This is a genomic window from Halococcus sp. IIIV-5B (genome assembly GCF_003602035.1).
Taxonomy (GTDB): Archaea; Halobacteriota; Halobacteria; order Halobacteriales; family Halococcaceae; genus Halococcus; species Halococcus salsus.
Genome location: NZ_QZWE01000006.1, coordinates 74,623 through 101,383, shown reverse-complemented (window position 1 = coordinate 101,383; position 26,761 = coordinate 74,623). Strand labels below are relative to the sequence as shown.

The window sequence follows — 26,761 nt, the reverse complement described above, 5'->3', positions numbered from 1 at the left end:
GTGTCCCTCATTTCATTCGTTCTCGCCGTAGGAGACGCGTGGGTCGACGTACGCGTAGGAGAGGTCGGTGAGGATCACGCCGACCACGAACGCCAGCCCGAACACGAGCGTCGTTCCCATGAGGAGCTGATAATCCTGGTTGAGCACCGCGGTCAGGATCAGCGTCCCCATCCCGTTGATACTGAACACCGTCTCGGTCAGTACCGCCCCGCCGAGCGCCGTCGAGAGGTTGAGTCCAAGTACGGTGAGGACCGGGAGCTGTGCGTTGCGGAAGGCGTGTTTCCGGAGGATCGTCGTCTCGGAGACGCCGTACGCCCGCGCGAGCTTCACGTACTCCTCCGAGAGCGTCTCGAGCATCGAGGAGCGCTCGATACGGGTGAGCGCCGCCATCTGCAGCGTCCCGAGCGAGAGCATCGGCAGGAGGAGATGCCGCCCCGATTCGACCAGGACGTCGAGACGCGTCGTGGCCCCCTCGACCCGGAGTGGGTGTGTCCAGGGGAGTATCAGGTTCGTCGCGGGGAGCCAGCCGAGCTTGAACGCGAAGATGATGATGAGCATCAGCCCGATCCAGAACGAGGGCGTGCTCACGCCGATCAGCGCGACGACCCGTGCGACGTGGTCGGTCGGCTTGTTCCGCCGCTGGGCCGAGACGACGCCGAGGGGTATCGACACGGCGATCGCGAAGACGAAACTCGAGAACAGGAGGAGCATCGTCACCGGAAGCCGTTCGAGGATCTTCTGGACGACAGGGACCTGATAGTAGAGGCTCTGGCCGAGGTCGCCCTGGGCGACGCCAACGAGGTAGTTGAGATACCGGACGTACAGCGGCTGGTCCAGCCCGAACTTCGCCTCCACCGCCGCGACCTGTCCCGGTGTCGGGGCGGGCCCGAGCATGATCCGTGCGGGGTTCCCGGGGATGGCGTTCGAGAGCAGGAACGTGATCGTCACGATACCGATCAGGACCGGGATGGCCTGGAGCAATCGACGAGCGGTGTAGCGGGCGAGTCCCACGAGTCACCGTCCCCGCCGGTATCGATCCGCGATGCCGAATCGTGTGGTCGTCGTGTGAATCATTGAGTATGCGAGCGGGTGTGGAGGTCACCTGACGTTACTTGTTGACCGAGACGTTGTTGTAGTTGGAGACGAGGCTGAGGCTGCTCACCGGATGGGCCGTGAAGTCGTCCACGTAGCCCTTCACCCCGAAGCTGTTCTTGAGGTTGTACGCTGGCAGGTTCACCCGGTCCTCGAGGATGGTCGTGATGGCCTGCTGGTAGAGCCGCTTTCGCTCGCCCCGGTCGGTCGACTTCCGGGCGTCGATGATCGCGGAGTTGACCTCGTCGTTCTGGTAGAAGTGGCCCTGTCCGACGCCCGCCTGTGACTGGGCGAACAGGAAGTACATGAACGAATCGGGGTCCGGCGACCCGGACCACCCGAGCGTGTACATGTTGTAGTCGTTGGGGTCCCCCGAGACGTACTTCTCGAGGAACGCACCCCAGTCGAGCCGCTGGACGGTCGCGTTGTAGCCGGCCTCCTTCAACCCGTTGGCGACGCTGGTACCTATCTGCTCGCGCTTGTCGTCCGGCGGGACGATGATCGTCGCGTTCCAGTTGTCCGGAACGTTGTCGCTGTCGTCGAGCATCGACTTCGCTTGGTCGATATCCTTGTCGTGGGGGATCTTCTTCCACTTCTCGATCGGCATATCCCAGTCGTCGACGAGGACCTTCGGCAGCGGGCTGTACTGACGAACACCGGTCGGTTCCACGAAGTTCGACACCGCCTGGTCCATCGAGAACGTGTAATCGATGGCCTCACGAACCGTCGGGTCCGCGGTCGGCCCGTTCTTACAGTTGAACGAGAGGTAGAAGTAGCCGACCCCCGGGACGGCGTCGATGGACGCATCGCCCATGCTCTTGACCGTGCTCCACGATTTGGGTGGTATCTCCTCGACGACGTCGTTCTCGCCGGACCGGAGGGTGGTGATCCGGGTGGTGCCCTCCTCGACCGGGATGAACTCCACTTCGGCGAGGTTCGGCTTGGGGTCACCCCAGTAGTCGTCCCAGCGTTTGATGCGGGTGTAGTTCCCCTCCTGCCAGCCCTCGAAGGTGAACGGACCCGCCCCGACCGGGTTCTCGGTGTTGAAGGCGTCCTTGTTCTTCTCACGAACCGATTTCGGGACGATGTAACCTGTGAGGTACGACTCGAACGCGCCGAACGGGTACTTCAGGTCGAACTGAACCGTCTTGTCGTCGACGGTTTCGGCCGTATCGATCATGTTGAAGTCGGCGGCGTTCTCCGTCTCCTCCTCGACGGGGGCAGTGAAGGAGTAGGCGACGTCCTCCGCCGTGACTGGGTCACCATTGTGGAACGTGGCGTTCCCGTTGAGCTCGATGACGTATCGCTGGCCACCGTTCTCGACTTCGGGTTTGCTGGCAGCGATCTGGGGTACGATCTCACTGCCCTGTTCGTTCCACGTGTACAACGGATCGAACACCAAACCCGCGATCTGGTCGGAGGGAACGTCGTTGAGCACAACGGGGTCGAACTCGATCGGGCTCTTGACCTGGGCGAGTTTGAGTTTGCCGTTGGAACTACCACCGCCACCGCCACTGCTTCCGTTCCCACCGCCACCACCTCCGTTCCCATCGCTTCCGTTCCCGCCGCCACCACTCCCGTTTCCGCCACTTCCGTTTCCACTGTCCGGCGCGGAAGCGCTGTTGAAACAACCGGCGAGGCTCCCGACACCAACGACCCCGGTTCCCTGCAGGATCCGGCGTCTGGTTACGTTGTATGTTGATTGTTCGTCCGTCATAGTCTGTCTCGGGTACCAATACCACCCTATGAGGATAGCTATATGTACTTTTGGATCGTTTGAGGCGTTTCGGTGTATCGATTAGTTATCCTCAATGACGATGCGCTGTCGCTGTCGGAATCGATTACGTATCCGGTTATAGTTCGACACTTATCAACATACTAATCATTCATGATATACGTGTGTTGGCACGGGGTGAGCAGTCATTGAGTAGCGGGGAACCCCAGACGAAAGAGAGGAACGCGCTACGCGAACTCTCCGGACCGCCTTCCCGGGGAGCTATCGGCGGGAGGAACGAACGCGCTCGACGAGCGTGCCGACAGCCGCCCGTCCGGGGGCCCCGTCCTCGATCCAGACCACGTACACGGCCACCGCTATGACGAGTTGGAGGGCGAATCCGGGTGAGAGTGAGATGTCCTGTAAGTGAGTGAGGAAGGTGCCCTCGTCGCCGAACGGTGGCGGCGGGAGGAGCGGCCACCCGAGATACGAGAGGTAGGCGTACTCGCCGGTGAAGAGGTAGGTGTAGCCGTCGGCGACGAGATGGGAGAAGTAGCTGATCGCGAACACCGCTCCGAGGTCGGAGCGCCCTCGCTTTCGACAGTAGGCCCAGACGATCGCGCTCACGAGGACGGCGGCGAACACCGAGTGTGCGAGCGAACGACCGCTCGGCAACACGTGGAGGGTCCACGTGAGCGGTTTGTCGACGAGGTCGGGGAGCTGGGTGCCGAGGACGATGGCGAGAACCGCAGCCGCGTCCGGGGGGTTCCGATAGACGAGCCGGGAGTACACCGAACAGAGCACGTAGCCGAACGCGAGATGCCCCCATGGCCACATACGGTTCGATCGAGACCGAGACTCCGCATAGGTCTTTTCGTCCGGAGGTGTGCGGTGTCACAGTCTTGGGTGACGAACTCCCGCGGGCGGCCATGCCCGCTGGTCCCGCCAACGGCCTGCCGTGTCGCCGTGCCGACGATCTCCTTAAATGAGAGTCTCGTCCCGTGGCGATCCGGTTCGTTCCTCGGCGCGAAATCGTCGTCGGAAACGACTTTTACTGGTTGTCCCCTCTCTCGAACGTGAACAGGGAGGATGACCACCGCTTACTACTTCATCAGCGACCTCCACATCGGTGGAGACGAACAGCTCCAGGACGTCGAATTCGAGGACGAACTCCTCGGCTTTCTCCGGGAACTCGAAACGGGCGACGAGGACGCGGAACTCATCGTCAACGGCGACGCCTTCGGGTTGTGGGAGTTCACCGAACTCGACGGGATGGAGAAGTTCGATGCGCTGCTCGAACGGTATCCGGAGCTCTTCGAGCAGCTCCGGGCGACCGGCGAACGGATCCCGATAACGTTCATCCCGGGAAACCACGACTACGAACTCGCCTGCTACCCGGAGTACGTCGAGCGGCTGGCCGAGTACAACGTCGTCCTCGACCAAGACGTCGCCATCACGCGCGACGTCGGTGACCACGTCGTCTGGATCGAACACGGCCAACAACGCGACCCGAACAACCGGAGCCCCGACTTCGGCAACCCGTACGCCAACCCGCCCGGCTACTTCGTGAACCGACACGTCACGAGCAAGGCGGGAAAGCTCTCCGGCCGCGGCAGGTTCAACTGGTTGAAGGACATCCAGTCGCTGACACCGATGGAGGAGATCCCCGACTGGATGGTCTCGAAGTACTTCTATCGGGAGATGAGCCCGTTCCTTCGATACGCGGTCCTCCCGTTCCTCCTGCTGTTCAACCTCAGTCTCCTCTACGCCGCCCTGGTCTTCCTCGACGGGGTGGGACTCTGGTCGGGACCGCTGGACGTCGTGACCACGCTGCTCCGCCAGTTCGGTGTCGTCGGTGAACTCCTCGACGTCGTGCTGGTGGTCAACCTCGTCGTCATCGCGATCCTGGCCCTGGTATCGGTCCCGCTGTTCTTCCTCGTGAGGGACGTCCGGAAGACGCTCGACCGCTTCGGGTTGCTACGACTCGACGAACCGAGAACGGCCGGGGGCAGCTACATGGAAGGCGCACGGGAGGTGTTCGAAACCCACCCGGAGGTCGCCGTCTTCGTCTACGGCCACACCCATCGCGCGTCGGTCACCGAGGTCGACGACCGCGCCGTCGTGAACACGGGAACGTGGCTGAAGCGGCTCCACCGTCAGTCCGTCGTACTCGGCGTGCTTCCGTGGGTCTTCTACCCCTCGTTCCGGCTGAACTACGTTCGGATATCAGCGGAGGACGGTGCCGTGGTCGTCGAGTATCGAGTCATCGAGAAGGAGGACCCCGAGGACTTGACGACGCTCGAAACCCTCCTCACGCACGACCCCCGACCGGACGAGTCGATCCCGGAACGAACGGTCGTCGACCCTACGTGACCGTTGGCCGTCAGCCCCGATCCAGCGTCATCGACGGACCCTCCAGCGCTACACCGCTATCCCGCCTGCCGAAGCGACCCACTTCGCGTTCGACCCGAGGGGTAGCAGGTGTGAAACCGGGGAGGAAGAGGAGGATCGTCGGGACGTGTTACAGGTGATGCCAGGCAACGGAGTCCCCGTCGATCCTACATCGTTCTCCACGCCGTTTCGTGATAAGTTTTGTGTGGGTTCCCGTCGGTCGCACGGGGAACGGGCCCGCGGGACTCTATCATCAAGAACCATATAGATTATAACATACAAAAGTGTTATATTGTGGTTATCGTGTTATACGGGTGGGAGGTGTCGAGTGGCATATCGGCCTCCCATCTACCCGACCGCTGCGTCGTCTCACTCCGCGTCGGCGACCCGATGACGGTAGACGTGAACCAGGTCGTCGGTCGTTGCCTCCCGGTGTTCATCACTGATATCGGCGTCGACGAGCGCCGCTTCCATCTCGTCGGCGGAGATGGAGGTCCCGTGCTCGGTCCCGTCGATTAGACGATCTACCAGCTCGCTCTCTTGCTCGCTCAGGGTAACGTTCGCCGTGTCGATGAGCGGAACGTGGCCGTTCTCCGAGTGGTTAGTGTTCTCGTTCGTCATGGTTCGTATCGTAGGGTCCTGTTCGGTACCAATCTTACGGCCGGTCGTCGACTCCAAAAAGGTGGCATTCCACACCAATGGAGCAGTGCAGAGTTTCCCGAGAAACCCACTCGGGACTGTCGGGAGCAGGAGGCACGTACGTCTGCGTTCTCGACTTCGACCGCTTCCAGTCGACGCTCAGCATCGAGGAACAAACCTGCCAACGAAAGCGAGCCGCTCATAGGCCGACCACACGTATCGAACGACGCGTTTCTGGGCTCGGGCGGTCGGGGATCGGTCTCCCGCCCGCCTTTCAACTCATCCGAGAACGGCAGGTGCCGGCAGTACCTACTGGTGGGTAGCCGCCCTCCGGTCGGATGGCATGGCAACCATTGACGAAAGCGCCGAAGGCAAGACCGTCGTGACCGCCGATGGCACGACCGTCGGAACCGTCGTCGACGCCGACAACGCGACCGCACACGTCGAGCCCGACCCCGGACTCACCGACGAGATCGCCGCAGAACTCGGCTGGGGTGACGCCGACGAGGGGACCTACCAACTGGACAACGACGCCGTCGAAACCATCACGGACGACGAGATCCGGCTCGAAGAGTACAACTGAAAAGAGGCCGACGACTACCGCGATCCCGTCCCGTGCAACGTGAGTAGGACCGCGGGTTCGGGGGAGACCTCGATACCGCGTACTCGGTCGGAGAACGTATTAGCGAGACCCTCAATATAACTTGTGTTCGTCCAGATTCAAGAAAATAACGTGGCGGTATGTCCTGTTTTTTCGGGATGATCGGCGCGAATCGACATATATTCCTGACGCCGGTTTCGAGTTGCGATCACATGGCGTGCGTACCAGTATCATGTCTCACGCGAGCCGCTATCGGACGGAGAACAAGCGGTCGGTTCCCTGAGTCACGGTCGTCGACTCGTTCGGGAATGGTTCGCTGATGGGGGTGCTCGATTCCCTGCTCAACGCGGATCGCGAGCACAGTAACTTCGTCTACGCCATCGCGCTCATCGCGGCGTTGAACGGGTTGTTGTTCGGGTTCGATATCGGGGTGATCTCAGGCGCACTCCTGTACATCGGGCAGACGTTCCCGCTCACACCGTTCCTCGAAGGGGTCGTCACGAGCAGTATGCTCGTCGGAGCGATGATCGGGGCTGCCACCGGCGGGAAGCTCGCCGACCGATACGGTCGTCGTCGGTTGACGCTCGCCGGTGCCATCGTGTTCTTCGTCGGGTCGTTCGGGATGGCCCTCTCCCCGACGCTCGAATGGCTCATCTTCTGGCGCGTCGTGGAGGGGGTCGCCGTCGGGATCGCGTCGATCGTCGGCCCGCTACTCATCTCGGAGACGGCCCCGTCGGATATCCGTGGGTCGCTCGGGTTCTTCCAGCAGCTCATGATCACGATCGGGATCCTGGGGTCGTACATCTCGAACTACATCTTCGCTCCCGAGTTCTTCGGGATCATCGGCTGGCGGTGGATGCTCTGGTTCGGCGCGGTGCCGGCGGCGGTCCTCGCGGTAGGGACGTACTTCCTGCCCGAGAGCCCTCGGTGGCTCATCGAGAACGACCGTGTCGACGAGGCCCGGGACGTCCTCTCCCGGATCCGAACCAAGGACGAGATCGAAGGCGAGATCGAACAGATCCGTGATGTGAGCGAAACCGAATCGAAAGGGAGCCTCTCGGACCTCCTGGAACCGTGGATCCGCCCGGCGCTCGTCATCGGTATCGGTCTGGCGGTCATCCAGCAGTTCAGCGGGATCAACACGATCCTCTACTTCGCGCCGACGATCCTGAGCAACATCGGCTTCGGCGACATCGCCTCCCTCGCCGGAACGCTCGGTGTCGGGGTCGTCAACGTGGTGCTGACGGGGGTCGCGATACTGCTCGTCGACCGTGTCGGCCGGCGGCCACTGCTGCTCGTCGGGACCGGTGGGATGACGGTGATGCTCGGGATCCTCGGCCTCGGGTTCTTCCTTCCCGGCCTATCCGGCGTGATCGGCTACATCACCCTCGGAAGCATGCTCCTCTACGTCGCCTTCTACGCGATCAGCCTCGGTCCGGTGTTCTGGCTCATGATATCCGAGATCTACCCGCTCCGTATCCGCGGTACGGCCGAGGGGACGGCGAGCGTCTTCAACTGGGGCTCGAACTTCGTCGTGGGACTGACCTTCCTGCCGCTCATCGACCAGATCGGGGAGGCGTTCTCGTTCTGGATACTCGGGGTCTTCTGTGTCTTCGCGTTCGTCTTCATCTACACCCGGGTCCCGGAGACGATGGACCGTTCCCTGGAGGAGATCGAAGCGGACCTGCGGGAGAACACGGTCGTCGGTGCCGACACGAAGTCGACCGAGTGACGCGGGACCCCTCGGCCGTCGAGTTCCGTGTGGGCTTCACCTCGCTCACTTCCACGGGTTCGACACCAGCTCGGTCTGGACGTCCGAACCCACTTCGATCCGGCAGTCGGATCGTGGCTCGGCGATACACAGGAGCACGTAGCCCGCTGCCAGATGGCGGTCCTTCAGGGCGCGTGGCGGGCGCGTGTGCTCGATCCGCCCGTCGACGACTCGTCCGGTGCAGGTGGCACACGCGCCGGTTCGACAGCCGAAGGGAAGCGCCAAGTCCGCACGTTCGGCCGCGCCCAGAACGGACTCGTCCGCACGGACCCCGATCACCGTTTCGCGACCCGCCGACCACGACAGGACGGTCTCGTGGACGCTACTGCCAGACATCGCTGGTACAGTCGCCGTCCGGCCAGCGGATCTCGTGGGCACGGGCCGGGCCGGCGGGAAGCTCCCCGAAGTCCACGAGGAACTCCTCGTCGAGCTGCATGGTTCCCTGACGTGGGTTTACGTCGGCCTTCAACATCACCGAGCCGCGCTCGGCCTCCTCGGGGTAGAACTGGTCGTCCCAGCTCGAGAACAACGAGGTGGTCCAGTAGAGACGCTCCCCGTCGAGACTGAGTTGGAGCATCTGTGGGCCACCGGCGAGTTCGCGGTCCTGAACCGGCGCTGGGTCGCCGAAGTGCCCGCCCGCCCAGATGCGGTCGGCGAGCCGCGGGTTCGACGGGTCCGAGATGTCGTACATTCGAACGTCGCCGTGGAGCCAGTTCGAGAAGAACAGGTAGCGGTCGTCCATCGAGACGAGGAGGTCGGTCACGAGCCCCGGGACCGGCATCTCCCACCCGTCGTGCTCCCGAGCTTCGACGTCGATGACGCACTCCGCGCGCCACTCGTCCCCGGCATCGTGGAAGTGGAACACGTTCGAGGAGAGCGCCGCCCCGACGTACCCGTGGGTGGCTTCGGGGCTGTGGAGGAAGCGGACTTCGAGGGGTATCAGCCCCTCCTCACCGAGGTCGATCGTCTGTTCGACGGTTCTGTCCCCCCAGTTCCAGACGTGGATCCGTCGGCCGTAGTCGCCCGCCTCGACGTCGTCCAGGTCGAATCCCGGATAGTACGTCTTGGGTGCGGCCCACTCGCTGGAGACCATCACGTCGTGTCGTGGCTGGTACCAGTAGTCGTAGTTCATCTCGATCTCGCCGGGCGGCTCCCACCGCCCCTCGACCTCGAAGTCCTCGTCGAGTGCGAGGAACCCGCCGGGAAGGTCGCCGTCCCGGTCGCCGAGCATCGAGATGAGGACGTTCCCGTCCGGGATACAGTGGACGGTGTGTGGGGCTGAGAGGTCGTGTTCGAACACTTCCTCGGGCTCGATGACCTTCGTGAGTTCGGGGTTCCGTCGGTCCTTCGTGTCCACGATGTGGATCCGCGAGGAACGCTGGCCGGGGATCACGAGATGGCGGCGTTCGAGCCCCTCCACGTGACAGGACGACGAACAGGCGTTCCAGCCGAAGTGGTGGAGTTCGTCGCCGCGGTTCGGCATCTCGACGCGGTCGATGACCTCGGTGTAGCTCTCCGAGTCGGGGTCGACGTCCACCACGCCGAGGAAGTCCGGCGCGTCGACGTCCGTGCCGACGTAGAGACCCATCACGTAGGCGACCTTTTCGGGGGTGGACTCCTCGATAGCGGCCTGCGGGGTCGTGTAGCCCGGCCCCTCCGAGCCACCCGGCTGTGCACCGTCGGTCGACGTCTCGTTCGGTTTTCGTGCGTCACTCATGCGCATACTCTGTCGGCGGACGTCGATATCAGGTGGCCGAAAGCGGCAACATGATCCGTTTCCGAGACGGGTAGGTGCGAAACCCCGTCCGCTATGGGGAGGCTGCCGACGGCAACACCCCACGAGGGTTCGAGATCGAAGGTGAGCGTGGAGTAACCGGCCCTGACGGATGACTCCTCTCTGGTCAGAGCCCAGGATCACCCTCGGAGCTTCCGAGGGAACGGAGCTATTCGGGCGGGGAGCTCCACTCCTCGCCGTTGTCCTGTGGCTCGTAACCGATCGTCTCGCGAGCGTGTTCGAGGTCGTCGAGCCACCGGCGGTCGTTCGCGCTCACGCCGTAGAAGTGGTCCCACTCGACCGTGTCGTCCCGGAGGCAGCACTCGACGAGGTGCGCGAGGTCACGCCGGGAGTGCCAGAGCCCTTTCATCCGGGCGACTTGCTCGTCGTACTCGTCGCTCCCCCGTTCGATGGTGCCATCGTCGACGCCGCGCTCGGCATCACCGTACGGGTGGTCGTACTCGGGTTCGCGACACGCCCCGATACGGAGCCCGTAGAAGCGGACGTCGTGCGCCTCCGCGGCGAGGCGACCGAGGTCCTCGCCGTACGACTTCGTGAGACCGTAGGCCGAGTCCGGTCGATGTGACTCGGTTTCGTCGGCCGTTACCCCGGAGTCCGAGGTGTAGACCCCGGGTGCGTTCCGCACCTCGACCATCCCGACCGCGTGGTTCGACGAGGCGAAGACGATGCTATCGAGGTCGGCCTCGATAGCTGCCTCGTAGACGTTGTTGATCCCGCGGAGGTTCGCCGCGAGGGGAGCGGACCACCCGACGCCGCGAGCGCTGGCTCCGCCGGTTCCCGGAACCAGGGCGAGGTGCACCACCGCGTCGTGGCCCTCGAACGCCGGCCGGATCGCCTCGTAGTCGGTCACGTCGGCGACGACCGTCTCGCGGTCGGGAAGCGGGTCCGTATCGAGACACGTGAACGAGTAGGCCGAATCGTCGCCCAGGTGGTCGAGGATCGCGCCGCCGACGACACCGCCCGCGCCAGTGATGAGGACGTCCATACTACGCGAACCCCGGCCCGTGCCATGAACCTTCGCTCCCTCCGGATACATTAGCGTCCGTCACGAAGCGAGGCTATGCCACGCGTCACGGTCGTCGCCGACGACCTCACCGGGGCGACCGACACCGGCCACAGCTTCGCGGTCCGCGGTGCGGCGACCCGTGTGGCGGTCCGACCCCTGGAGGGAGTCGCCGTCGACCCGAACGTCCGCGTGGTCAACACCGACTCGCGGTACGCCGACCCACGGACCGCCGCCGACTGGGTCACGAGAGCGGTCGATGGCTTCGATGGGCTGGTCTACGACAAGGTCGATTCGACGCTCCGCGGGAACGTCGTCGTGGAGGCGGAGGCCATCATGGACGCGACGAGCGCACGGTTCGGGATCGTCGCCCCCGCAGCGCCCGGACTCGGGCGCGTCACGGCCGGCGGCCACCATCTCGTCGACGGCCGTCTCCTCACCGACACCGAGTACGCGAACGACGCCAACGGCCCGACGACGGCACACCTCCCTACCCTCTTTTCCGAGTCGACGTATCCGGTGGTCCACCTCGACATCGGGACGGTCGCGAGCGGGAGGGAGGCCGTCGGCGAGGCGATCGCGGGCATTGCACCCGACCGGGCATTCGTGGTCTGTGATGTCACCCATCCGCGCCACCTCGCGACCGTCGCCCGCGCGGGCGCGTCGCTCGACGACCGCGTCGTCTACGTCGGGAGCACGGGGCTCGCGGCGGAGATCCCGATTCCGGGTGACACCGACGAACCGACAGTCGAACCTCCGGTGCTCGACGCGACGACCGGGGGCGGTGCACTCGGGATCGTCGGCAGCGTCAGCGACACGACCCTCCAGCAGTTGGCCGCGCTGCCCGACGACCGAGTGCTCTCGTTCGGTCCTGAATCGCTGCTCGCCGATCCCGAAGGTGCGGGTCTGCGGATGGGTAACCGGACCGTGAAGCGTCTCACGAACGGGGAGTCGACGATCGTCACCGCTGCACCGGACCGGCCGGCGGTCGAACGGACGCTCGCGGTCGGTGACAAGAAGGGCCTCACTGAGGCCGAGATCCGCGAGCGGGTCACACGCGCGCTCGCCGGGAGCGCCCGTCGAGCCATCGGGGACGCGAGCGGGCTGTTCGTCACCGGCGGGGACGTGGCGATGGCGGTTCTCGACGCGCTCGATGCCACGGAACTCGTCCTGTCGGGCGAGGCGGTCGAGACCGGGATCCCACGGAGCCGGATCGCGGGCGGTCCCGCCGACGGTCTGCCGGTGGTCACGAAGGCCGGCGGGTTCGGCTCCCCGTCAACAGTGATTAACTGTCTGGACTCCCTCCGTGGCGACGATGACTGACCGACCCACGGTCGGGGTCACGATGGGTGACCCGGCCGGAATCGGCCCGGAGGTACTCGTCAACGGATACCGCGCGCTGCGGGAGGTGGCGGACCCCATCGTGATCGGCGACGCGGGCGTGCTCGAAGCGGCGTGTCGCGTCTGTGGGTCGAACCTCGGCGTCGAACCCGTCAGCGCACCGACCGAGGCTGCGTTCGCCGCCGACCGGATCCCAATCATCGACCTCGACAACGTCGACGAAATCGACCGGGGAACGATCCGGGAGTCCTACGGACGGGCCAGCCTCGCGTACGTCGAGCACGCGATCGAACTCGCGCTGGACGGGACCATCGACGCGATGACGACGGCCCCGATCAACAAACAGGCGACCGCGCTCGCGGGGAGCGAGCACGCCGGCCACACCGGGCTGCTCGCCGAAGCGACCGGGACGGAGAACTACTCGATGATGCTGATCGAAGCGGACCTCCGGGTGAGCCACGTCAGTACCCACGTTCCGCTCTCCGAGGCCTGCGACCTCGTCACCGAGGCGGCGGTGCTGGAGACGATCCGGGTGACCGACGACGCACTCGCGGACCTCGGCATCGACGATCCAACGGTCGCAGTGGCGGGGCTCAACCCCCACGCCAGCGACGGTGGGTTGCTTGGAGACACCGAGAAAGCCGAGATCGAACCCGCCGTCTCGCGGGCTCGCGAGGAGGGTATCGACGCGTTCGGACCGGAGTCGCCGGATACGGTCTACGTTCGGGCCGCCCGTGGCGACGCCGACTGCGTCGTCTCGATGTACCACGACCAGGGGCACATCCCGATCAAGATGCTCGGCTTCCAGGGGGATGGCGCGGTGAGCGGCGTCAACGTCACCATCGGCCTCCCGATCGTGCGCACCAGCGTCGACCACGGTACCGCGTTCGACATCGCGGGCGAGGGGGTCGCGAGCGAGGCGAGTCTGGTCGATGCGGTGGAGGTGGCCGCCGAGATGGCCAGTAGTCAGGACCGCGCCGAACGTCGGGGTGAACCCGCGTGAACCTCGACTTTCCCGACGCCGAAACGCTGCGGGCGGCCAACGACGTGACGCGCGAGGACCTCCCCCGCTTCGCCCGTGTGCAGCGCGACCGCGACCTCGACTCGATCGACGACGTCGAAGCCGCGGGTCGCGAGGCGGTCGGAGACCTCGCCCTCGATTCGTTGCGTTCGGGTGCCGAGGTGGCGGTCACGGCGGGGAGCCGTGGGGTCCACGACATGCCCGCCCTGCTCTCGGGGGTCGTCGACGGGCTCGGTCGTCGAGGGTTCGAACCGTTCGTGATGCCGGCGATGGGGTCACACGGTGGCGCGACCGCCGACGGCCAGCGCGAGACGCTCGAAACGCTCGGGGTCACCGAGGACCGCCTCGGCTGTCCGGTCCGCTCGTCGATGGCCGTCTCCGCGATCGGCGAGGACTCGCTCGGTCGCCCGGTCTACGTCGCCGACGACGCGCTGGCCGCCGACGGCGTCGTGCTCGCGAACCGCGTCAAACCCCACACCGACTTCCACGGGCCCGTCGAGAGCGGGCTCTGTAAGATGGCCGTGATCGGGCTCGGGAAGCGTCGCGGTGCGGAGTCGCTCCACAACGCGGGGCTCGCCGCGGACTTCAGCGAGGTCATCGAGGAGCGCGCCCGGATGATCGTCGACGCATGCGTCGTCGGCGGGGTCGCGCTGGTCGAGAACGCCGCCGACCGGGCGACGGTCGTCGAGGGCGTGCCGCCGGACCGGATCCCCGACCGGGAGCCCGAACTGCTCGACCGGGCTCGCGCGGAACTCCCGATGCTGCCCGTCGACGACCTCGACCTGTTGGTCCTCGACGAGATCGGGAAGGACGTCTCGGGAACCGGGATGGACACCAACGTGGTCGGTCGGGTGCGCTTTCACGGCGAGCGCGAACCCGATGCGCCGAACATCACCCGGATCTACGTTCGCTCGATCACGCCGGCGTCACACGGCAACGGGCTCGGGATCGGGCTCGCCGACTTCGCCCACCGGGACGCCGTCGCCGCGCTCGACCTCGACGACCTGTACACCAACATCGCGACCAGCGGTGAACCCTCCCGGGCGCGACTCCCGTTCGTGGTACCGGACGACCTGACGGCCCTGACCCTCGCCTGTTCGACCACGGGGGTCGCCGATCCGACGGACCTGCGGGTGGCTCGGATCGAGAACACCATGGAACCGGACACGCTGGTCGTCTCGGAACCGCTCGCGAACGAACTCGCCGAGCGAGAACGGCTGTCCGTCGGCCCGCTCGAACCGCTCACCTTCGAGGCCGGGACGTTCACCGAGTGACGTGCTCAAGGGTAGTCACCGCTCGCTCTGTCGGGACCGTTCTCCGTGGTGAGATCACCGTGACGTCCGTCTCCGGATACAATTCGAGTGCGTACTCGAGCCCCGGCCATGCGTGATTCGAGTCCGTGAGCGGGACGAGTATCCGTTCCGTCATAGATACGAGTACACAGTTCTCAGGAGTTCTCCTCGTCGATCTCGGCCCCACAGTCGGGGCACTCCGTCTCCGCGATGGACACCCGGAGGTCACAGCGGGGACAGATGGCCAGGTAACACGCACGCTCACCCATGGTCTCGCTTGACGCTCGTCGCATAAAAGGTCTCGACGACAAGCGGGTATCCGCGTGTCGTACCGCTCTCGTGCCGTCCAGCTATCGAGTCGGTCGGCAGTCGGAATTTGGGAGGGTATTGGTTATCCTTCGTCAGCAGTCACGTGACGACCGGTCCCACACGCTCGGCCATATCCGCGGTCAACCACGGTGCTACACCCTTCGAAGTTTTTCGTTCCGTCTCAGCAACCGGATTTTCGTGCTGGCACTGCAAGCGTTATTGACCCGACCGGGGTAGAGGCGAACAACTGGGGTCCTTGAACACGCTGATCTCTCTTCGACGGGAACTAGGAACACTGTGGGCTGGCGGAAAGGGGAGGCAGCTAGTCGCGATAGCGCTCGGCTGGGGTCTCCTGAACGGGACGCGGATGATCTATCCGGTGTTGTTGCCATCGCTCAGCGAGAGCTTCGACTTCACGCTCACCACCGCTGGCCTGTTGGTCACCCTCATCTGGGTCACCTACGCGATCGGACAAGTCCCAGGCGGTGTGCTGGCCGACCGGTACGGTGAGCGGACGATACTGACGGCGGGATTGGTGATCGTCGCCGGTGCGGTGTCGTTGGTCGTCCTCGCCCCGACGACATGGAGCCTGTTCGCGGCAACCGGACTGGTGGGTGTCGGGCTCTCCCTGTATCCGGTCGCACGGATCACCGTTCTCTCGGACCTCTATCCCGACCGGATCGGTCGTGTATTGGGGATAACCATGGCGGCGGGCGACACCGGCCAGACGGTCCTTCCGTTGGTCGCCGGCGTTCTCGTCGGCCTCGCGTGGCAGGTCGGCCTCGGCTTCGTCGTGCCCCTTCTCGTGGTGGTCGCGGTCGCCGTCTGGCGAGCGCTCCCACCGACCGCCCCGTCCGAGACGGCGGACACGGAGCTGACCCTCCAGCGGGCCACGGACGTGCTCCGGGAGCTCTACCACCCGACGTTGGTGATAATGGTTGTCATCCTGACTCTATACATCGGGGTTCTGCAGACGTTCTCGGCGTTCTATCCAACGTATCTGATCGACGAGAAGGGGTTCTCCGCGACGACGGCGAGCGCGTTGTTCAGCCTGTTCTTCGCCTTCGGTATCGTCGCGAAACCGCTCGCCGGGGTCGCGTACGACGCGATCGGGATCCGGCGGTCGCTCCCGGTCATCCTCGGCGGGGCGGTCGTCGGTTTCACCCTCCTCCCTTTCCTCGATCGGTTCTGGTTGCTCGCCGCGGATACGGTCCTCATCAGCTCGATGCTAGGGTCGGGTGCGATCACCCAGTCGTACCTCTCCGAGACGATCCCACCGGAGATAGAGGGCACCGGATTGGGGGCCGTCAGGTCGAGCGCCTCGTTGCTCGCGTCGATGGGACCGGTGCTCTTCGGTGCGGTAGCCGAGCGGGGGTTCTTCGACGAGGGGTATCTCTCACTGGCACTGCTCATGGCCGTCGTTACGTTGCTCACGTTTCGACTTCCCGCCGAAGCCGACCAGCCGTGAGAGCATTGACTACCGAGGTCGGCGGGATCACACCGTCCGACAGCCACTCTCCTCGAACCGGGATGCATCTCGAACTCGTCAGGGATCTGATCCAGATCACACGGACGCTTCGGTCGGCGATCGATACCTTCGATCGACCAAGCCGAACACTTAATGGAACCTGCCGGCTGACTTTTATACGATGACCGAGCCCGGGCCGGATAGCCGAGGGGCAGCAGTTTCGCGTCGAGGACTTCTGAAGGGTATCGGTGTGGGAACGCTCGTGATGAGTGCTGGCTGTTCGTCGGACGACGATGGGGCCCCGACGACCGAGACGCGGCCGGAGGCGACCGCCGTAACCGAGGTCACGACCGACCCGCGCCAGCAGTCCATCATCACCACCGACTCCGTCGGCCCGACTCCCATTCCGGGGACGACCGGCACGCCGTCGAACCGGTCCGCCACCACCGGCGCGACGGTCCGAAACGGGACCCGCCGAACGAGCGGTCCGTGCTCCCGGTCGACGGCTGAGACGTCCTCGCCGACGGGGACCCTCCCCGGATCGTCGACGTGCTCCACTGGGACCGGGGTCCGCTCCCCGACGATAGCCGCCTCCACCTCGATGACCGGATCGACGACCACCTCGGAGTCCACGTCCACACCGACGACGACGTCGACGGCGGACGCGGCCTCTGCGCCCTCCGATCCGCTCCTCACAGGGGCCTACATCGGTGGCTCCGGGTCGTACGCCGGCAATCTCGAACTGTTCGAGGACTGGCTCGGCCATCCGCCCGCACTCACGATGGAGTTCGTCGAGGGGTTGCGATCGAGGGACGTCGTGAGCCGGTTCCTCGCCAATCGGATGACACCTATCTGGGAGGCCGGCTCCGTCCCCGTCGTCACGTGGCTTCCATCGACCGGCACGACCACCGAGACCGCCGACGACATCGCGCGCGAGGTCGCCGACGGGGACCACGACGCGCTCATAGAGCGGTGGGCGGCACGACTCAGGGACTGGACCTTCGGGGATGGGACTCAGCGGCGGTTCTACTTCCGGCCCGGCCACGAGATGAACGGCAACTGGTTCCCGTGGAGCGCCGACTCGTCGTCGACGACGAACGATTACATCGAGATGTGGCGGCGGATCCACGGGATCTTCACGGAGAACGGACTGGACGGGACGACGATGCAGTGGATGTGGTCGCCGAACGCCGACGAGATCGGTGGTGTGCGGGCCGAAGCCTACTACCCGGGCGACGACTACGTCGACTGGGTCGGTCTCGATGGGTTCAACTTCGGGGATTCCCAGTCGTACTCGGAGTGGCGGACGCCCGAGGAGATATTCGGGTCCATGCTCGAACGGATGCGGGAGTTGACCACGAAACCGGTCGCGCTCCCCGAGGTCGCCTCGTCGTCGTTCCGGGGTGACGACTACACCCCGTCGGCGAAGGCACGGTGGGTGCGGCGGTTGTTCTCGTTCGCCGACGACAACGACGTCCGGATGGTGAACTGGTTCAACACCGAGAAGTCCGGGGTGGACGAGTCCGACTGGGCGGTCTTCGGCGGCGAGCGGGGGACGGATACCCACGAGATCGACGGTGAGTCCTACGCCACCTACAACGCGTATCGGGCGACGGTGAACTCGCCGTCGGTCATTCGTGGCGACGCCGACACGGCCGCTCGCCTGACGGACCGCGAGTTCAGCGGCGACCTGTGAGGGACTTCCCCACGGCATGAGCATGTTCGGCGGCGGTGCGAGAGGTGAGGAACGATGAAAGCGACCGCGGAGTGAGGTCGACCTCGTCCCGTCGCCGTTGCAACACCGCTCCACACGGAAGAGGGTCATCGAGGCCCTCCTATCCGGGCCGCTGAGGGACGAACCGGGATCCGATGGCCTCGCTGCGTCCGTCGTCCCCGCTCGTCGAGCGGGGTTCCTCGTGACACGAAAATTCCGAGCCGAGGGCAGAACGAATATACTTGGGTGTGGTGCCTGCATGTGCCGTGTCCGGCGAGACCCGGATCGCCCGCAAACCCAACGCTTAGATGCGCTGATCACGAGATCCGCACACGATGTTCTGGACACGGACCGGTGGGGAAGAAGGCGAATGAGCGACCGCGAGCGCCCGCCCAACACGACCGACGACTCCGAACCGGCACTCGACGACGAGGATCAGAACGAAGAGGAGAGCGCCACGGAGGACGCGCTCCGGAGCACGATCGACAAGTCGGAGCAGGGGGCACCGGCCGCGGGGTCGGCGGTTCGTGACCGGTTCTCCGCCGACGAGATCTTCCAACGGATCCTCGCGACCGCCGACGAGGAGTTCAACCGAAGCTTTCGGTTGCTCTTCCTGAGCGGCCTCGCGGCGGGGTTCGCGATGAGCCTCTCGTTCGTCGGCGTCGCCGCGCTCTCGGGGCTGATACCCGGCGAGAACGGAGCCTCCTCGGCCGCGGGCTACCTGCTCTACCCGGTCGGGTTCATGTTCGTGGTGCTCGGGAGCTATCAGCTGTTCACCGAGAACACGCTGACGCCGGTGACGCTGGTGATGACCCGGGTCGCGTCGATCCCAGCCATGCTCCGCGTGTGGGCCGTCGTCTTCGCGGCGAACATCCTCGGAGTGGCGGCGAGCGCGTACGTCCTCGCCAACACCCACGTCCTCGAACCGGAAGCCGCCACCATGGCCAGCCGGATCGGCCACCACTTCTTCGAGCTCTCGTGGGGAGCCATCTTCTGGAAAGGGGTCTTCGCCGGCGTGCTCATCGCCGGCATGGTCTGGCTGATCCACGCCGCGCGTGACACCGCCGCTCGGGTGTTGGTCATCTTCGCGCTCACGTACGCCGTGGGAGCCGCCGAGCTCGCCCACTGCATCGTCGGCGCGGGCGAGACACTCTACGTGGTCTTCTCCGGCGGCGAGTCCCTCCTCGCCTTCTTCACCGAGTTCCTCGTGCCGGCGACGCTCGGCAACACCGTCGGCGGCGTGGTGCTGGTCGCGCTGTTGAACTACAGCCACACCCACGAGAGCCGGGCGTACAACCGGACCGACCTCGACTGGAACGACTGGCTCTTCGGGAACTACATCGGGAAACCGACGACCGCCACCTCGGCCGAGGGCGACGGTTCGACCTCCGACTGATCGGTCTTCGATTTCGACGATCGACGATATTCGAATCGACAGAGGCATATGACCGCTCGTCCCACCGGGGTCCATGAACAGCGTCGGCATCGACGCGGTCGCCATCCACGCCGGAAAGCTCAGGCTCGACCTCGCGGAGACGTTCGCCCCCGCGATGGACGAAGCACCCGAGAAGTACACCAAGGGCCTCGGCCTCCACGCGAGTTCGTTCCCCGACGTCGACGAGGACATCGTGACGATGGGCGCGAACGCCGCCCATCGACTGATGGACCGAAAGGGGCTCGAACCCGACGACATCGGCCGGATCGACGTCGCGACCGAGAGCGCGTTCGACAACTCCAAACCCGTCTCGACCTACATCGCGGGCTGTCTCGAACAGGTCTACGAGGGCGACTTCCACCACGCTAACAAGGGCGAGCGCAAGTTCGCGTGTATCTCCGGAACCCAGAGCCTCGACGACGCCTACAACTGGATCCGGGCCGGCCGCCATCGCGGCCGCGCGGCGCTCGTTATCGCGACCGACACCGCGCTCTACGCCCGCGGCGACGCCGGCGAGGCCACCCAGGGCGCGGGCGCGGTGGCGATGCTCGTGACCGAGGACCCGAGTCTGGTCGAACTCAGCCCCGAACAGGGCTTCGGAAGCGCCGACGAGACCGACTTCCTCAAACCCAACCAGCAGTTCCCGAGCGTCGACGGCAAACGGTCGGTCCAGGTCTACCTCGCCCGGATGCGCGAGGCGCTGGAGGACTACGAGTCGGTCGCCGAACCCACGCACCCCGACCAGTTCCGCTACATCCCGTTCCACACGCCGTTCCCAGGCATGGTGCGCAAGGCCGCGATGCTCGGCTACCGCCACATGATCCGCGATTCCTCGATCGAGGACGACCTCGCACCCGAGATCGGTCGCCAGCCCCGGATCGAGGCGTTCGACGACGAGGAGCAGTTCATGGACGCGGTCCGTGACTACATGGACGACCTGAAGGAGACCGAGGCGTACCGCGAGTGGTACGAGGGGGCCATCGAACCGACCCTCGACATCGCGCGCCACGTCGGGAACTGGTACACCGGTTCTGTGCACGTCGCCCGCGCGAGCGCGCTCAAGCGCGCGCTCGAAGACGACGTCGACATGACGAACGAGAAACTCCTCGTCGGGTCCTACGGTAGCGGCGCGCAGGCCGAGATCCACACCGAGACCGTTCGCGAGGACTGGGCCGAGGAGATCGGTGCCCTCGACATCGACGACCAGCTCGCGGCGCGCTACGACATCTCCTTCGAGGAGTACGAGCGGGTCCACGACGTCCACAACCACGACAAGGAGACCGACTTCGAGGCGTTCACGACGCCCGACGCCGAGTTCGTCCTGAGCGGGCGCGGCCCGATGGACGAACGGGTCTACGAGTACGTCGAATAGTCGGGATACCGTCCGAGAACTCCGACCGGCTTTTCAGTCCTCGTCGTCGGGAACGGAACCGAGAACGCCGTAGCGGAGCCGATAGACGACGCGACCCAACCGCGCCCCAAGCGAGAAGCTCCAGCGCGCCGCCGACCGGCCCTGGGGCAGTCGACGGACGAGCGTGTTCACGCCCCCCTTAACGCCCGCTCGCCGCGTCCGCGACGTCCGGAGGTCGCCGCGGTCGGTGTCGTAAGCCCACGAGTAGCCGACCCGGTAGACGAAGCCGGCGACCAGCCAGCGCGGGTCCGGGAACGTCGACTCCTCCTCGTCCGTCACGAGCCGTCCCCACGCCAGCAACACGGGGATCGAACAGAGGCTGACGAGGAACTCGAACCGGGCGCGCGTTCGGCGGCTGATCATACTCCTGGTCGGCGGAGCGAAACGATAGTTCTATCGCCGCTGACACGGGGGCCGATCCGCATCGGCCGTCGGACCGAACCGAACTCGCGCCGGTTAGCCGAACATCCAGTCGGGCGAGTCGTCCGTCTCGGGGGCGAGCTGCTCGGCGAGCCCGGCGTAGTACTGCTGGAGGTTCGCGGCGTACGTCCGGAGCGGGTCGGTGTCGACCGTGAGGTCGTAGACCGACTCGATCGCCTCCAGCAGCCGGATCGCGGCCTCGATGTCGGGGACCTGGGCGTGGACCGGCGTGACGAACACGCCCGTGCGGAGCGGCGACTCCATCCCGCGGGCGACGAGCTTGGCGTTGAGACCGTTGAAGAAGCCGCCGGGCATCGGCGGGATCTCGGTGTCGCCCAACCGATGGTCGCGGTAGTCCTCGGTGGCGACGTAGAACGTCCGGTGCTCGTCGGGGCCGTGCTGGTAGGGGACACCAGAGAGCACTGCTATCTCGTCGACGTCGTTCGCCTCGGTCCAGTCGAGGACGGACTCCGCGACGGCGTCGGTGGCCCACGGCGGCACGAAGAGCTCGTTCATGAACACCGTGATGTCGAGGTCAGGTCTGGAAAACAGCCGCGAGGCGTGGCGCGGCGCGCCGTTCTCGAACGGCGTCACGGCCGGCAGTCCCTCGGTGGTGACGTGGCCGATCTCCTCGAGTTCGAGGTGGTCGACGAGGTAGTCGGCGGCGGTGAGCCCCGCGAGCCCGAACTCCGCGAAACCAACGACGAGCGTCTCGGAGTCGGGCGCTTCCGTGTGACTGATGTCGAAAACGGACCGGTTCTGTCCCTGGGGTGCGGCCATGTCCCGGGTTCGTGGGAACCCCGTTTAACGATTCGCCATGCGGGGCACCGATCCGGGATCGGACCGCGAACTCAGGTCATCCCGCCGAGGGCGTCGAGCATCGTCTCGAGGTCGCCGTCGGTCACCGCGAGCGAGAAGCCGTCGGCACGCGCGAGCGCCGGGGCGTGCTCCCAGAGGTCCTCGGTGTCGAGGCCGTGGAGCACCACCGCGGTCGGGGTCTGGGTGAAGACCCGGAGGGCGACGAGGGCCCCCTCACCGTTCGAGACGCCGGTGAAGACGAGCGCGCGGTTCGTGCTCTGGCCGTAGAGCCGATAGAACTCCTCGGTGGAGAGCCGGACGATCGCCTCGATCGAGTTGATGACCGTGTGGCCCGCGACGGTGTCGCCGGTTCCCCCGACGATCTCGGTGGCGTCGATGGCGTCGTAGAACACACCGAGCCGTACGGGCGTCGGGTACTCCCGGAGGTCGCGGACGACCTCGCCCTCGAACCCCATCGAGAGGAGACGGGCGTACTGACGGAGGTGCTCGCCGCCGCGCGCCTCGTCGATGTCGAGCAGGCCGGTCACGATGCGTCTGACGACGCCGATGCCGGGGCTCTGCCGCCGACCGCTCTCGTAGTCGGAGACCACCGAGGCCGAGATGTCGAGTTCGTCGGCGAGCGCCGTCTGGGGGACGTCGAAGTCGGTGCGCCACTTCCGGATCGTCGCGCCGGGGTCGTCGCTCAGCACCACGTCGCCGGCGATCTTGCTCGCGAGCTCCCGGCGCGGGCCGCGGTCGGTCATACCCACCACACCTACGGCCCGAATAAAACCCTACTGGCCTTCGCACGAATCCGGGAGCGACGGCAGGCCTACGCGAACCGGGCTTTCAGTCGGGCGTAGCCGCCACGGTAGACGAGGTGGAACGCGATGGCGTACGAGACGAGGAGCAGGAACGTCTGGAAGAGGATCCCCCGGAGACCGTAATCGGCGAGCGCCGCGTACGAAGCGCCGATTCCCGTCAGCACGAACGAGGTGAGCGCGAGAACCACGAACGCGGCGACGAACATACAGAGAATATACAGGAAGAGGCGCTGGACGGACAGCGACCGCCGGACGAACACCACCGTCGCCGGGACAGCGAGAACGAGGGTGACTCCGGACGCAATCAACTGCGAGAACGGATCCGGCGGGATGAACAGGACGGGTACCGGCTGGATGACCGCGAACAGTCCCAAAAACGCGAGCACGTATCGGGCGAGGGCCGAGAGTCGAGACACGACTCGGCGATGGAAGGACGCTTGAATAGCCCTTCCGATGGTCTCGGAACGCGTAACTACGCACTCGACCACCCACCGGCATGGAGACCAGACGATACGACCCGGACCGGGATTCGTCGTCACTGTGGGGCCTGAAAGAGCGCTTCGAAGGCGAACTCGGTGGCCTCGGTGGCGACGAGAAGGCCGACACCTACGACGACAAACTCGACGAGGACTACCGCGAGCGCTACCTCGACTGGGCGGCGTGGTGCGTTGAGCACGACTCCAAGTGTATCGCGGTGGCCGACGCGGAGGGGAAGGAACTCGCGGGCTACGTCTTCGTCCTCCCCGAGGAACTCTCGATGATCTGGGATGCGGGCGTGGTGAACGAACTCTACGTCGGCGAGGCACACCGCGGGAGCGGTCTGGTCGACGACCTGCTCGACGCGGCCTTCGCGTGTGTCGAGGCCCAGGACCTCCCGCTCGATCGGGTCGCGCTCGATGTCGACCCCGACAACGGCCCCGCGAATGGGGTCTACCAACGTCACGGCTTCGAGCCCTGGGGCGAGCTCCTGATGCGCGAGCACTGAACTCTCGATAGCGAGGAGACCACGTCGAATAATTTCATCCCGAACGGCGACAGGGGCAGCTACCAGATCTCGATGCAAACGAGAGACCGCCCCGCCACCGCACCCGCCACGCGACGGCCACACGCCTCCCCAGCCGATTCACTCCGCTCGGGCTTCGCCCTCGCGTCGTTCATCCCTCGCACAGTGTCCGCACTCGGCGTTCGTTTCACTCACGCACGAGCGCGAGCGCGCGCCGACTGCATCCGGCGACCGGAACTGGGAACCAACCGGTCGAGATCGGATGTACGGCCGGGCGAGCGGGCGAACACCGAGCCCTTTTTGCTCCGTCGCGCGAACCGCTACCCGTGCTGTCGGTCGAGTTACACTGTCACTCCGAGCTGTCGTTCGACGGCCGCGACCCCGTCGACCTCCTCCTGGCCCAGGCCGAAGCGGTCGGGCTGGACGCGCTCGCGATCACCGACCACGACGAGATCGACGCCAGCCTCGCGGCCGCCGACCGGGCCGCCGACTACGGGTTGATCGGGATCCCCGGTTCGGAGGTCACCTCCGCCGCGGGCCACGTCCTCGCGCTCGGGATCAGCGAGCGGGTCCCGGCGGGGCTCTCCTTCGGCGAGACCCTCGCCGCGATCCGCGACCAGGGCGGCATCGCGGTGGTCCCCCATCCCTTCCAGCGCTCGCGCTCTGGGGTCGCGCCCCACATCACGCGCGCCGAACTCGCCACCGCCGACGCGATCGAGATCTACAACTCCCGACTCCTGACCGGGCGCTCGAACCGCCACGCCGAACGGTTCGCCCGCGCGAACGACCTCCCGATGACCGCGGGGAGCGACGCCCACATCGCGGAGATGGTCGGCCAGGCCGTGACGAAGGTCGACGCCGCCGAGCGAACCGTCTCGGGCGTGCTCGACGGGGTCACGGCCGGACGGACCGAGGTCATCGGCAAACGGACCCCGTGGCGGATCAGCCTCCGGCAGGCGAGCGGCGGGGTCAAACGCCGGATCCGGAGCCGGGTCACGGGTCTCTTCGGGTAGGCCGGACGAGATCCGAAATCGATGTGCGCTGACCGACGGTTTTGTGAGGGCTTTTGTGACGTGATCCCGAAGGGAGGGTGAGAATGACCTCCACCGCCAGCGAGCCGACCGACGCCGACGACCGACGGTGGTGCCACGACGCGCTGCAGGGCACCTCCCGGACGTTCGCACTCACGGTTTCGGCGCTCGACGAACCGATGGCGACCGAGGTCTGCGTGAGCTACCTCCTCTGTCGGGTCGCCGACACCGTCGAGGACGCCGGTCACATCCCGGACGAGGACCAGGCCGAACTGCTCTCGACCTACAGCCGCGCGCTCGACCCCGACGACGCCACCGACATCGAGGCGTTCGTGGCGGCCGTCGAACCGTGGCTTCCGGCCGACCTCGACGACGACTGGACGGTGGTCGCCCGAGCCGACCGCGTCGTCAGGACCTTCGACGGCCTCGACCCGACGGCGAAGGCGGCGGTCCGCGACCCGATCCGCGAACTCGTCGACGGGATGGCGATGTTCGTCGAGCGCCACACCGAGACGGGCGGCATCCGTATCGAGAGCCTCGACGAACTCGAGGAGTACTGCTGGTACGTCGCGGGCACCGTCGGCACCCTCGTGACCAACCTCCTCGCGCGCGACGCCCCGCCCGAGCGGGTCCGCCACCTCCGCGAACACGACCGCGCCTTCGGCCTCCTCCTTCAACTCGTGAACGTCGCGAAAGACGTCACCGACGACTACCACGAGGAGAACAACGTCTACCTCCCGGCGGCGTGGCTCCGCGAGCACGGCGTCGACCAGGAGCGAGTCTGTGCCGACGAGAACGTCCCGGCCGTCGCGTCCGTCGTTCGTCGCGTCGCCGAGCACGCCACGGGCTACCTCGACGGCGCGCGGACCTACCTCGAAGCCACACCCGAGACCAGCGGCAACACCCTCGCGGCGTGGGCGGTCCCCTACCTCCTCGCGGTCGGCACGCTCCGGGAACTCACCGACCGACCCGAGGACGTGATCCGCGAGGGCGGCGTGAAGGTCTCCCAGGCCGAAGTGTTCGCGATCGTCGAGCAGTTCGCCGAGGGCGTCGACCGCGAAGCCCTCTCGTCGCTTTCCGCGACGGTAGCCAGAAAACCCTTTCACCGGGCTGGGTAGCCCGCTTCGGGAACGAGGCGGACGTCGCGGTTCGGCGGTCTAGCCGCCGTCGCTCCCGCCGGCGTGCTCAATCGATGCGCTCGGCCGCCGCGAGCGCTTCCTTCGCGATCCGGATCGTATCACGTCCCAGCGAGTCGCTACCTGCTTCGGCGTCGAGATCCGTGGGGGTGTACCAGTCCCACGCCTCGGGGCCCGGTTCGTCGTCACCGGCGGGGGCGATCTCGCGGTGGGGAGCCCGCGCGAAGTAGACCTGGTCGATGTGCTGGTGATAGACGCCCTCGGAACCCACGTCGATGTCGTAGCACAGCTGGTAGCGTGGCGTCGGGAGCGCGCGACCGTCCGGGGCGTCGACCACGGGGGCGTCGCCGAGCAGGTCGACCTCGTACCCCGTCTCCTCGCGAACCTCTCGGATCGCGGTCTCGTGCGGGAGCTCGTCGCGGTCGACGTGGCCGCCGGGCGGGATCCGAATGCCGAGTTTGGGGTGGTGGTGAAGCGCGACCGCGCCGTCGTTGACGAGGTACACGGTGGCGGTGAAGTGCCGGGTCGTCTCCATACCGAGGTGGTGAGCGG

Annotated in this window: 26 protein-coding genes; 13 read left to right on the top strand and 13 right to left on the bottom strand. The window is 65.9% G+C overall.

Features of this window, described 5'->3' with window-relative positions; genetic code table 11:
- Positions 1 to 12: 12 nt before the first annotated feature.
- The 3 genes from D3261_RS06440 to D3261_RS06430 all read right to left on the bottom strand — a co-directional run bounded on the left by D3261_RS06440 (position 13) and on the right by D3261_RS06430 (position 3,643).
- Positions 13 to 1,011, bottom strand: a complete 999-nt coding sequence (locus D3261_RS06440) for an ABC transporter permease (RefSeq protein ID WP_120070457.1) — start codon at positions 1,009 to 1,011, stop codon at positions 13 to 15.
- Between the two features lie 97 nt (positions 1,012 to 1,108).
- Positions 1,109 to 2,809: an ABC transporter substrate-binding protein gene (locus D3261_RS06435; RefSeq protein WP_120070454.1), complete on the bottom strand. Its 1,701-nt coding sequence runs from the start codon at positions 2,807 to 2,809 to the stop codon at positions 1,109 to 1,111.
- A 279-nt stretch (positions 2,810 to 3,088) separates the two neighbouring features.
- Positions 3,089 to 3,643 carry a metal-dependent hydrolase gene (locus D3261_RS06430; protein WP_120070451.1) on the bottom strand — a complete coding sequence of 185 codons (555 nt, stop codon included), beginning with the start codon at positions 3,641 to 3,643 and terminating at the stop codon, positions 3,089 to 3,091.
- A gap of 252 nt (positions 3,644 to 3,895) precedes the next feature.
- Here D3261_RS06430 and D3261_RS06425 point away from each other — a divergent pair, with 252 nt between their 5' ends.
- On the top strand, positions 3,896 to 5,179 hold the full coding sequence (locus D3261_RS06425; protein ID WP_120070450.1) for a metallophosphoesterase: 1,284 nt from the start codon (positions 3,896 to 3,898) through the stop codon (positions 5,177 to 5,179).
- A 387-nt stretch (positions 5,180 to 5,566) separates the two neighbouring features.
- On the opposite strand, the gene D3261_RS06420 is transcribed toward D3261_RS06425, so the two are convergent.
- On the bottom strand, positions 5,567 to 5,818 hold the full coding sequence (locus D3261_RS06420; RefSeq protein ID WP_120070447.1) for a hypothetical protein: 252 nt from the start codon (positions 5,816 to 5,818) through the stop codon (positions 5,567 to 5,569).
- Positions 5,819 to 6,179: 361 nt separating this feature from the next.
- Here D3261_RS06420 and D3261_RS06415 point away from each other — a divergent pair, with 361 nt between their 5' ends.
- Both D3261_RS06415 and D3261_RS06410 read left to right on the top strand, forming a co-directional pair.
- Entirely contained in the window at positions 6,180 to 6,419 is a 240-nt protein-coding gene (locus D3261_RS06415) for a hypothetical protein (RefSeq protein WP_120070445.1), read from the top strand.
- A 337-nt stretch (positions 6,420 to 6,756) separates the two neighbouring features.
- The gene (locus tag D3261_RS06410) at positions 6,757 to 8,169 is read left to right on the top strand and encodes a sugar porter family MFS transporter (RefSeq protein WP_120070443.1); all 1,413 of its coding nucleotides are present in this window, start codon (positions 6,757 to 6,759) and stop codon (positions 8,167 to 8,169) included.
- Positions 8,170 to 8,214: 45 nt separating this feature from the next.
- Here the strand turns inward: D3261_RS06410 and D3261_RS06405 are convergent, their stop codons facing one another.
- From D3261_RS06405 to D3261_RS06395, 3 genes are all read right to left on the bottom strand, one after another.
- Complete coding sequence (locus D3261_RS06405) at positions 8,215 to 8,544, bottom strand: 2Fe-2S iron-sulfur cluster-binding protein (protein ID WP_120070441.1); 330 nt, start codon at positions 8,542 to 8,544, stop codon at positions 8,215 to 8,217.
- Positions 8,531 to 9,925, bottom strand: coding sequence for a selenium-binding protein SBP56-related protein (locus D3261_RS06400; protein WP_120070438.1), 1,395 nt, complete (start codon positions 9,923 to 9,925; stop codon positions 8,531 to 8,533). The genes D3261_RS06405 and D3261_RS06400 overlap by 14 nt, the downstream gene beginning before the upstream one ends.
- A gap of 226 nt (positions 9,926 to 10,151) precedes the next feature.
- Positions 10,152 to 10,988, bottom strand: coding sequence for an NAD(P)-dependent oxidoreductase (locus D3261_RS06395; RefSeq protein WP_120070436.1), 837 nt, complete (start codon positions 10,986 to 10,988; stop codon positions 10,152 to 10,154).
- Between the two features lie 75 nt (positions 10,989 to 11,063).
- Between D3261_RS06395 and D3261_RS06390 the strand changes: the two genes are divergently transcribed.
- The 4 genes from D3261_RS06390 (at position 11,064) to D3261_RS06370 (ending at position 16,437) form a co-directional block, all read left to right on the top strand.
- Positions 11,064 to 12,329, top strand: coding sequence for a four-carbon acid sugar kinase family protein (locus D3261_RS06390; protein ID WP_120070433.1), 1,266 nt, complete (start codon positions 11,064 to 11,066; stop codon positions 12,327 to 12,329).
- Positions 12,322 to 13,350: a 4-hydroxythreonine-4-phosphate dehydrogenase PdxA gene (gene pdxA, locus D3261_RS06385; RefSeq protein ID WP_233553909.1), complete on the top strand. Its 1,029-nt coding sequence runs from the start codon at positions 12,322 to 12,324 to the stop codon at positions 13,348 to 13,350. Before D3261_RS06390 ends, pdxA begins: the two co-directional genes overlap by 8 nt.
- On the top strand, positions 13,347 to 14,642 hold the full coding sequence (locus D3261_RS06380; protein ID WP_120070427.1) for a DUF362 domain-containing protein: 1,296 nt from the start codon (positions 13,347 to 13,349) through the stop codon (positions 14,640 to 14,642). The genes pdxA and D3261_RS06380 overlap by 4 nt, the downstream gene beginning before the upstream one ends.
- A 694-nt stretch (positions 14,643 to 15,336) precedes the next feature.
- Positions 15,337 to 16,437: an MFS transporter gene (locus D3261_RS06370; protein WP_120070424.1), complete on the top strand. Its 1,101-nt coding sequence runs from the start codon at positions 15,337 to 15,339 to the stop codon at positions 16,435 to 16,437.
- 174 nt (positions 16,438 to 16,611) lie between these two features.
- Here the strand turns inward: D3261_RS06370 and D3261_RS06365 are convergent, their stop codons facing one another.
- Positions 16,612 to 17,076, bottom strand: a complete 465-nt coding sequence (locus D3261_RS06365; RefSeq protein WP_233553908.1) for a hypothetical protein — start codon at positions 17,074 to 17,076, stop codon at positions 16,612 to 16,614.
- On the opposite strand from D3261_RS06365, the gene D3261_RS06360 reads away from it, so the two are divergent.
- From D3261_RS06360 to hmgB, 3 genes are all read left to right on the top strand, one after another.
- The gene (locus tag D3261_RS06360) at positions 17,039 to 18,133 is read left to right on the top strand and encodes a glycoside hydrolase family 26 protein (protein WP_120070418.1); all 1,095 of its coding nucleotides are present in this window, start codon (positions 17,039 to 17,041) and stop codon (positions 18,131 to 18,133) included. The two genes, D3261_RS06365 and D3261_RS06360, sit on opposite strands and share 38 nt — an antisense overlap.
- A gap of 388 nt (positions 18,134 to 18,521) precedes the next feature.
- Positions 18,522 to 19,547 (top strand): formate/nitrite transporter family protein, encoded by a 1,026-nt coding sequence (locus D3261_RS06355; protein WP_120070415.1) that lies wholly within the window; start codon positions 18,522 to 18,524, stop codon positions 19,545 to 19,547.
- Between the two features lie 73 nt (positions 19,548 to 19,620).
- Positions 19,621 to 20,958, top strand: a complete 1,338-nt coding sequence (gene hmgB, locus D3261_RS06350) for a hydroxymethylglutaryl-CoA synthase (RefSeq protein ID WP_120070413.1) — start codon at positions 19,621 to 19,623, stop codon at positions 20,956 to 20,958.
- 33 nt (positions 20,959 to 20,991) lie between these two features.
- Here the strand turns inward: hmgB and D3261_RS06345 are convergent, their stop codons facing one another.
- The 4 genes from D3261_RS06345 to D3261_RS06330 form a co-directional block, all read right to left on the bottom strand.
- A complete protein-coding gene (locus D3261_RS06345) occupies positions 20,992 to 21,360 on the bottom strand; it encodes a hypothetical protein (protein WP_120070411.1) in 369 nt (122 codons plus the stop codon).
- A 93-nt stretch (positions 21,361 to 21,453) separates the two neighbouring features.
- The gene (locus tag D3261_RS06340) at positions 21,454 to 22,197 is read right to left on the bottom strand and encodes a proteasome assembly chaperone family protein (RefSeq protein WP_120070409.1); all 744 of its coding nucleotides are present in this window, start codon (positions 22,195 to 22,197) and stop codon (positions 21,454 to 21,456) included.
- A 71-nt stretch (positions 22,198 to 22,268) separates the two neighbouring features.
- Entirely contained in the window at positions 22,269 to 22,979 is a 711-nt protein-coding gene (locus D3261_RS06335; protein ID WP_120070407.1) for a helix-turn-helix domain-containing protein, read from the bottom strand.
- Between the two features lie 68 nt (positions 22,980 to 23,047).
- Positions 23,048 to 23,455, bottom strand: a complete 408-nt coding sequence (locus D3261_RS06330; protein ID WP_120070405.1) for a hypothetical protein — start codon at positions 23,453 to 23,455, stop codon at positions 23,048 to 23,050.
- 80 nt (positions 23,456 to 23,535) lie between these two features.
- Here D3261_RS06330 and D3261_RS06325 point away from each other — a divergent pair, with 80 nt between their 5' ends.
- From D3261_RS06325 to D3261_RS06315, 3 genes are all read left to right on the top strand, one after another.
- Positions 23,536 to 24,024: a GNAT family N-acetyltransferase gene (locus tag D3261_RS06325; protein WP_120070403.1), complete on the top strand. Its 489-nt coding sequence runs from the start codon at positions 23,536 to 23,538 to the stop codon at positions 24,022 to 24,024.
- A 344-nt stretch (positions 24,025 to 24,368) separates the two neighbouring features.
- Complete coding sequence (locus tag D3261_RS06320; RefSeq protein WP_120070402.1) at positions 24,369 to 25,055, top strand: PHP domain-containing protein; 687 nt, start codon at positions 24,369 to 24,371, stop codon at positions 25,053 to 25,055.
- An 83-nt stretch (positions 25,056 to 25,138) separates the two neighbouring features.
- Positions 25,139 to 26,191 (top strand): phytoene/squalene synthase family protein, encoded by a 1,053-nt coding sequence (locus D3261_RS06315; RefSeq protein ID WP_120070400.1) that lies wholly within the window; start codon positions 25,139 to 25,141, stop codon positions 26,189 to 26,191.
- Between the two features lie 67 nt (positions 26,192 to 26,258).
- Here D3261_RS06315 and D3261_RS06310 read toward each other — a convergent pair whose 3' ends face one another.
- Positions 26,259 to 26,744 carry an NUDIX hydrolase gene (locus D3261_RS06310; RefSeq protein WP_120070398.1) on the bottom strand — a complete coding sequence of 162 codons (486 nt, stop codon included), beginning with the start codon at positions 26,742 to 26,744 and terminating at the stop codon, positions 26,259 to 26,261.
- Positions 26,745 to 26,761 lie beyond the last annotated feature (17 nt).

What these genes read in the sequence shown, in the direction of transcription:
- D3261_RS06345 (WP_120070411.1), bottom strand. Translation starts at nt 21,360, where the DNA reads ATGATCAGCCGCCGAACGCGCGCCCGGTTCGAGTTCCTCGTCAGCCTC.
- D3261_RS06415 (WP_120070445.1), top strand. Translation starts at nt 6,180, where the DNA reads ATGGCAACCATTGACGAAAGCGCCGAAGGCAAGACCGTCGTGACCGCC.
- D3261_RS06335 (WP_120070407.1), bottom strand. Translation starts at nt 22,979, where the DNA reads ATGACCGACCGCGGCCCGCGCCGGGAGCTCGCGAGCAAGATCGCCGGC.
- D3261_RS06325 (WP_120070403.1), top strand. Translation starts at nt 23,536, where the DNA reads ATGGAGACCAGACGATACGACCCGGACCGGGATTCGTCGTCACTGTGG.
- D3261_RS06360 (WP_120070418.1), top strand. Translation starts at nt 17,039, where the DNA reads ATGACCGGATCGACGACCACCTCGGAGTCCACGTCCACACCGACGACG.
- D3261_RS06310 (WP_120070398.1), bottom strand. Translation starts at nt 26,744, where the DNA reads ATGGAGACGACCCGGCACTTCACCGCCACCGTGTACCTCGTCAACGAC.
- D3261_RS06395 (WP_120070436.1), bottom strand. Translation starts at nt 10,988, where the DNA reads ATGGACGTCCTCATCACTGGCGCGGGCGGTGTCGTCGGCGGCGCGATC.
- hmgB (WP_120070413.1), top strand. Translation starts at nt 19,621, where the DNA reads ATGAACAGCGTCGGCATCGACGCGGTCGCCATCCACGCCGGAAAGCTC.
- D3261_RS06400 (WP_120070438.1), bottom strand. Translation starts at nt 9,925, where the DNA reads ATGAGTGACGCACGAAAACCGAACGAGACGTCGACCGACGGTGCACAG.
- D3261_RS06410 (WP_120070443.1), top strand. Translation starts at nt 6,757, where the DNA reads ATGGGGGTGCTCGATTCCCTGCTCAACGCGGATCGCGAGCACAGTAAC.
- D3261_RS06435 (WP_120070454.1), bottom strand. Translation starts at nt 2,809, where the DNA reads ATGACGGACGAACAATCAACATACAACGTAACCAGACGCCGGATCCTG.
- D3261_RS06425 (WP_120070450.1), top strand. Translation starts at nt 3,896, where the DNA reads ATGACCACCGCTTACTACTTCATCAGCGACCTCCACATCGGTGGAGAC.
- D3261_RS06390 (WP_120070433.1), top strand. Translation starts at nt 11,064, where the DNA reads ATGCCACGCGTCACGGTCGTCGCCGACGACCTCACCGGGGCGACCGAC.
- D3261_RS06355 (WP_120070415.1), top strand. Translation starts at nt 18,522, where the DNA reads ATGAGCGACCGCGAGCGCCCGCCCAACACGACCGACGACTCCGAACCG.
- D3261_RS06315 (WP_120070400.1), top strand. Translation starts at nt 25,139, where the DNA reads ATGACCTCCACCGCCAGCGAGCCGACCGACGCCGACGACCGACGGTGG.
- D3261_RS06420 (WP_120070447.1), bottom strand. Translation starts at nt 5,818, where the DNA reads ATGACGAACGAGAACACTAACCACTCGGAGAACGGCCACGTTCCGCTC.
- pdxA (WP_233553909.1), top strand. Translation starts at nt 12,322, where the DNA reads ATGACTGACCGACCCACGGTCGGGGTCACGATGGGTGACCCGGCCGGA.
- D3261_RS06340 (WP_120070409.1), bottom strand. Translation starts at nt 22,197, where the DNA reads ATGGCCGCACCCCAGGGACAGAACCGGTCCGTTTTCGACATCAGTCAC.
- D3261_RS06405 (WP_120070441.1), bottom strand. Translation starts at nt 8,544, where the DNA reads ATGTCTGGCAGTAGCGTCCACGAGACCGTCCTGTCGTGGTCGGCGGGT.
- D3261_RS06370 (WP_120070424.1), top strand. Translation starts at nt 15,337, where the DNA reads ATGATCTATCCGGTGTTGTTGCCATCGCTCAGCGAGAGCTTCGACTTC.
- D3261_RS06430 (WP_120070451.1), bottom strand. Translation starts at nt 3,643, where the DNA reads ATGTGGCCATGGGGGCATCTCGCGTTCGGCTACGTGCTCTGTTCGGTG.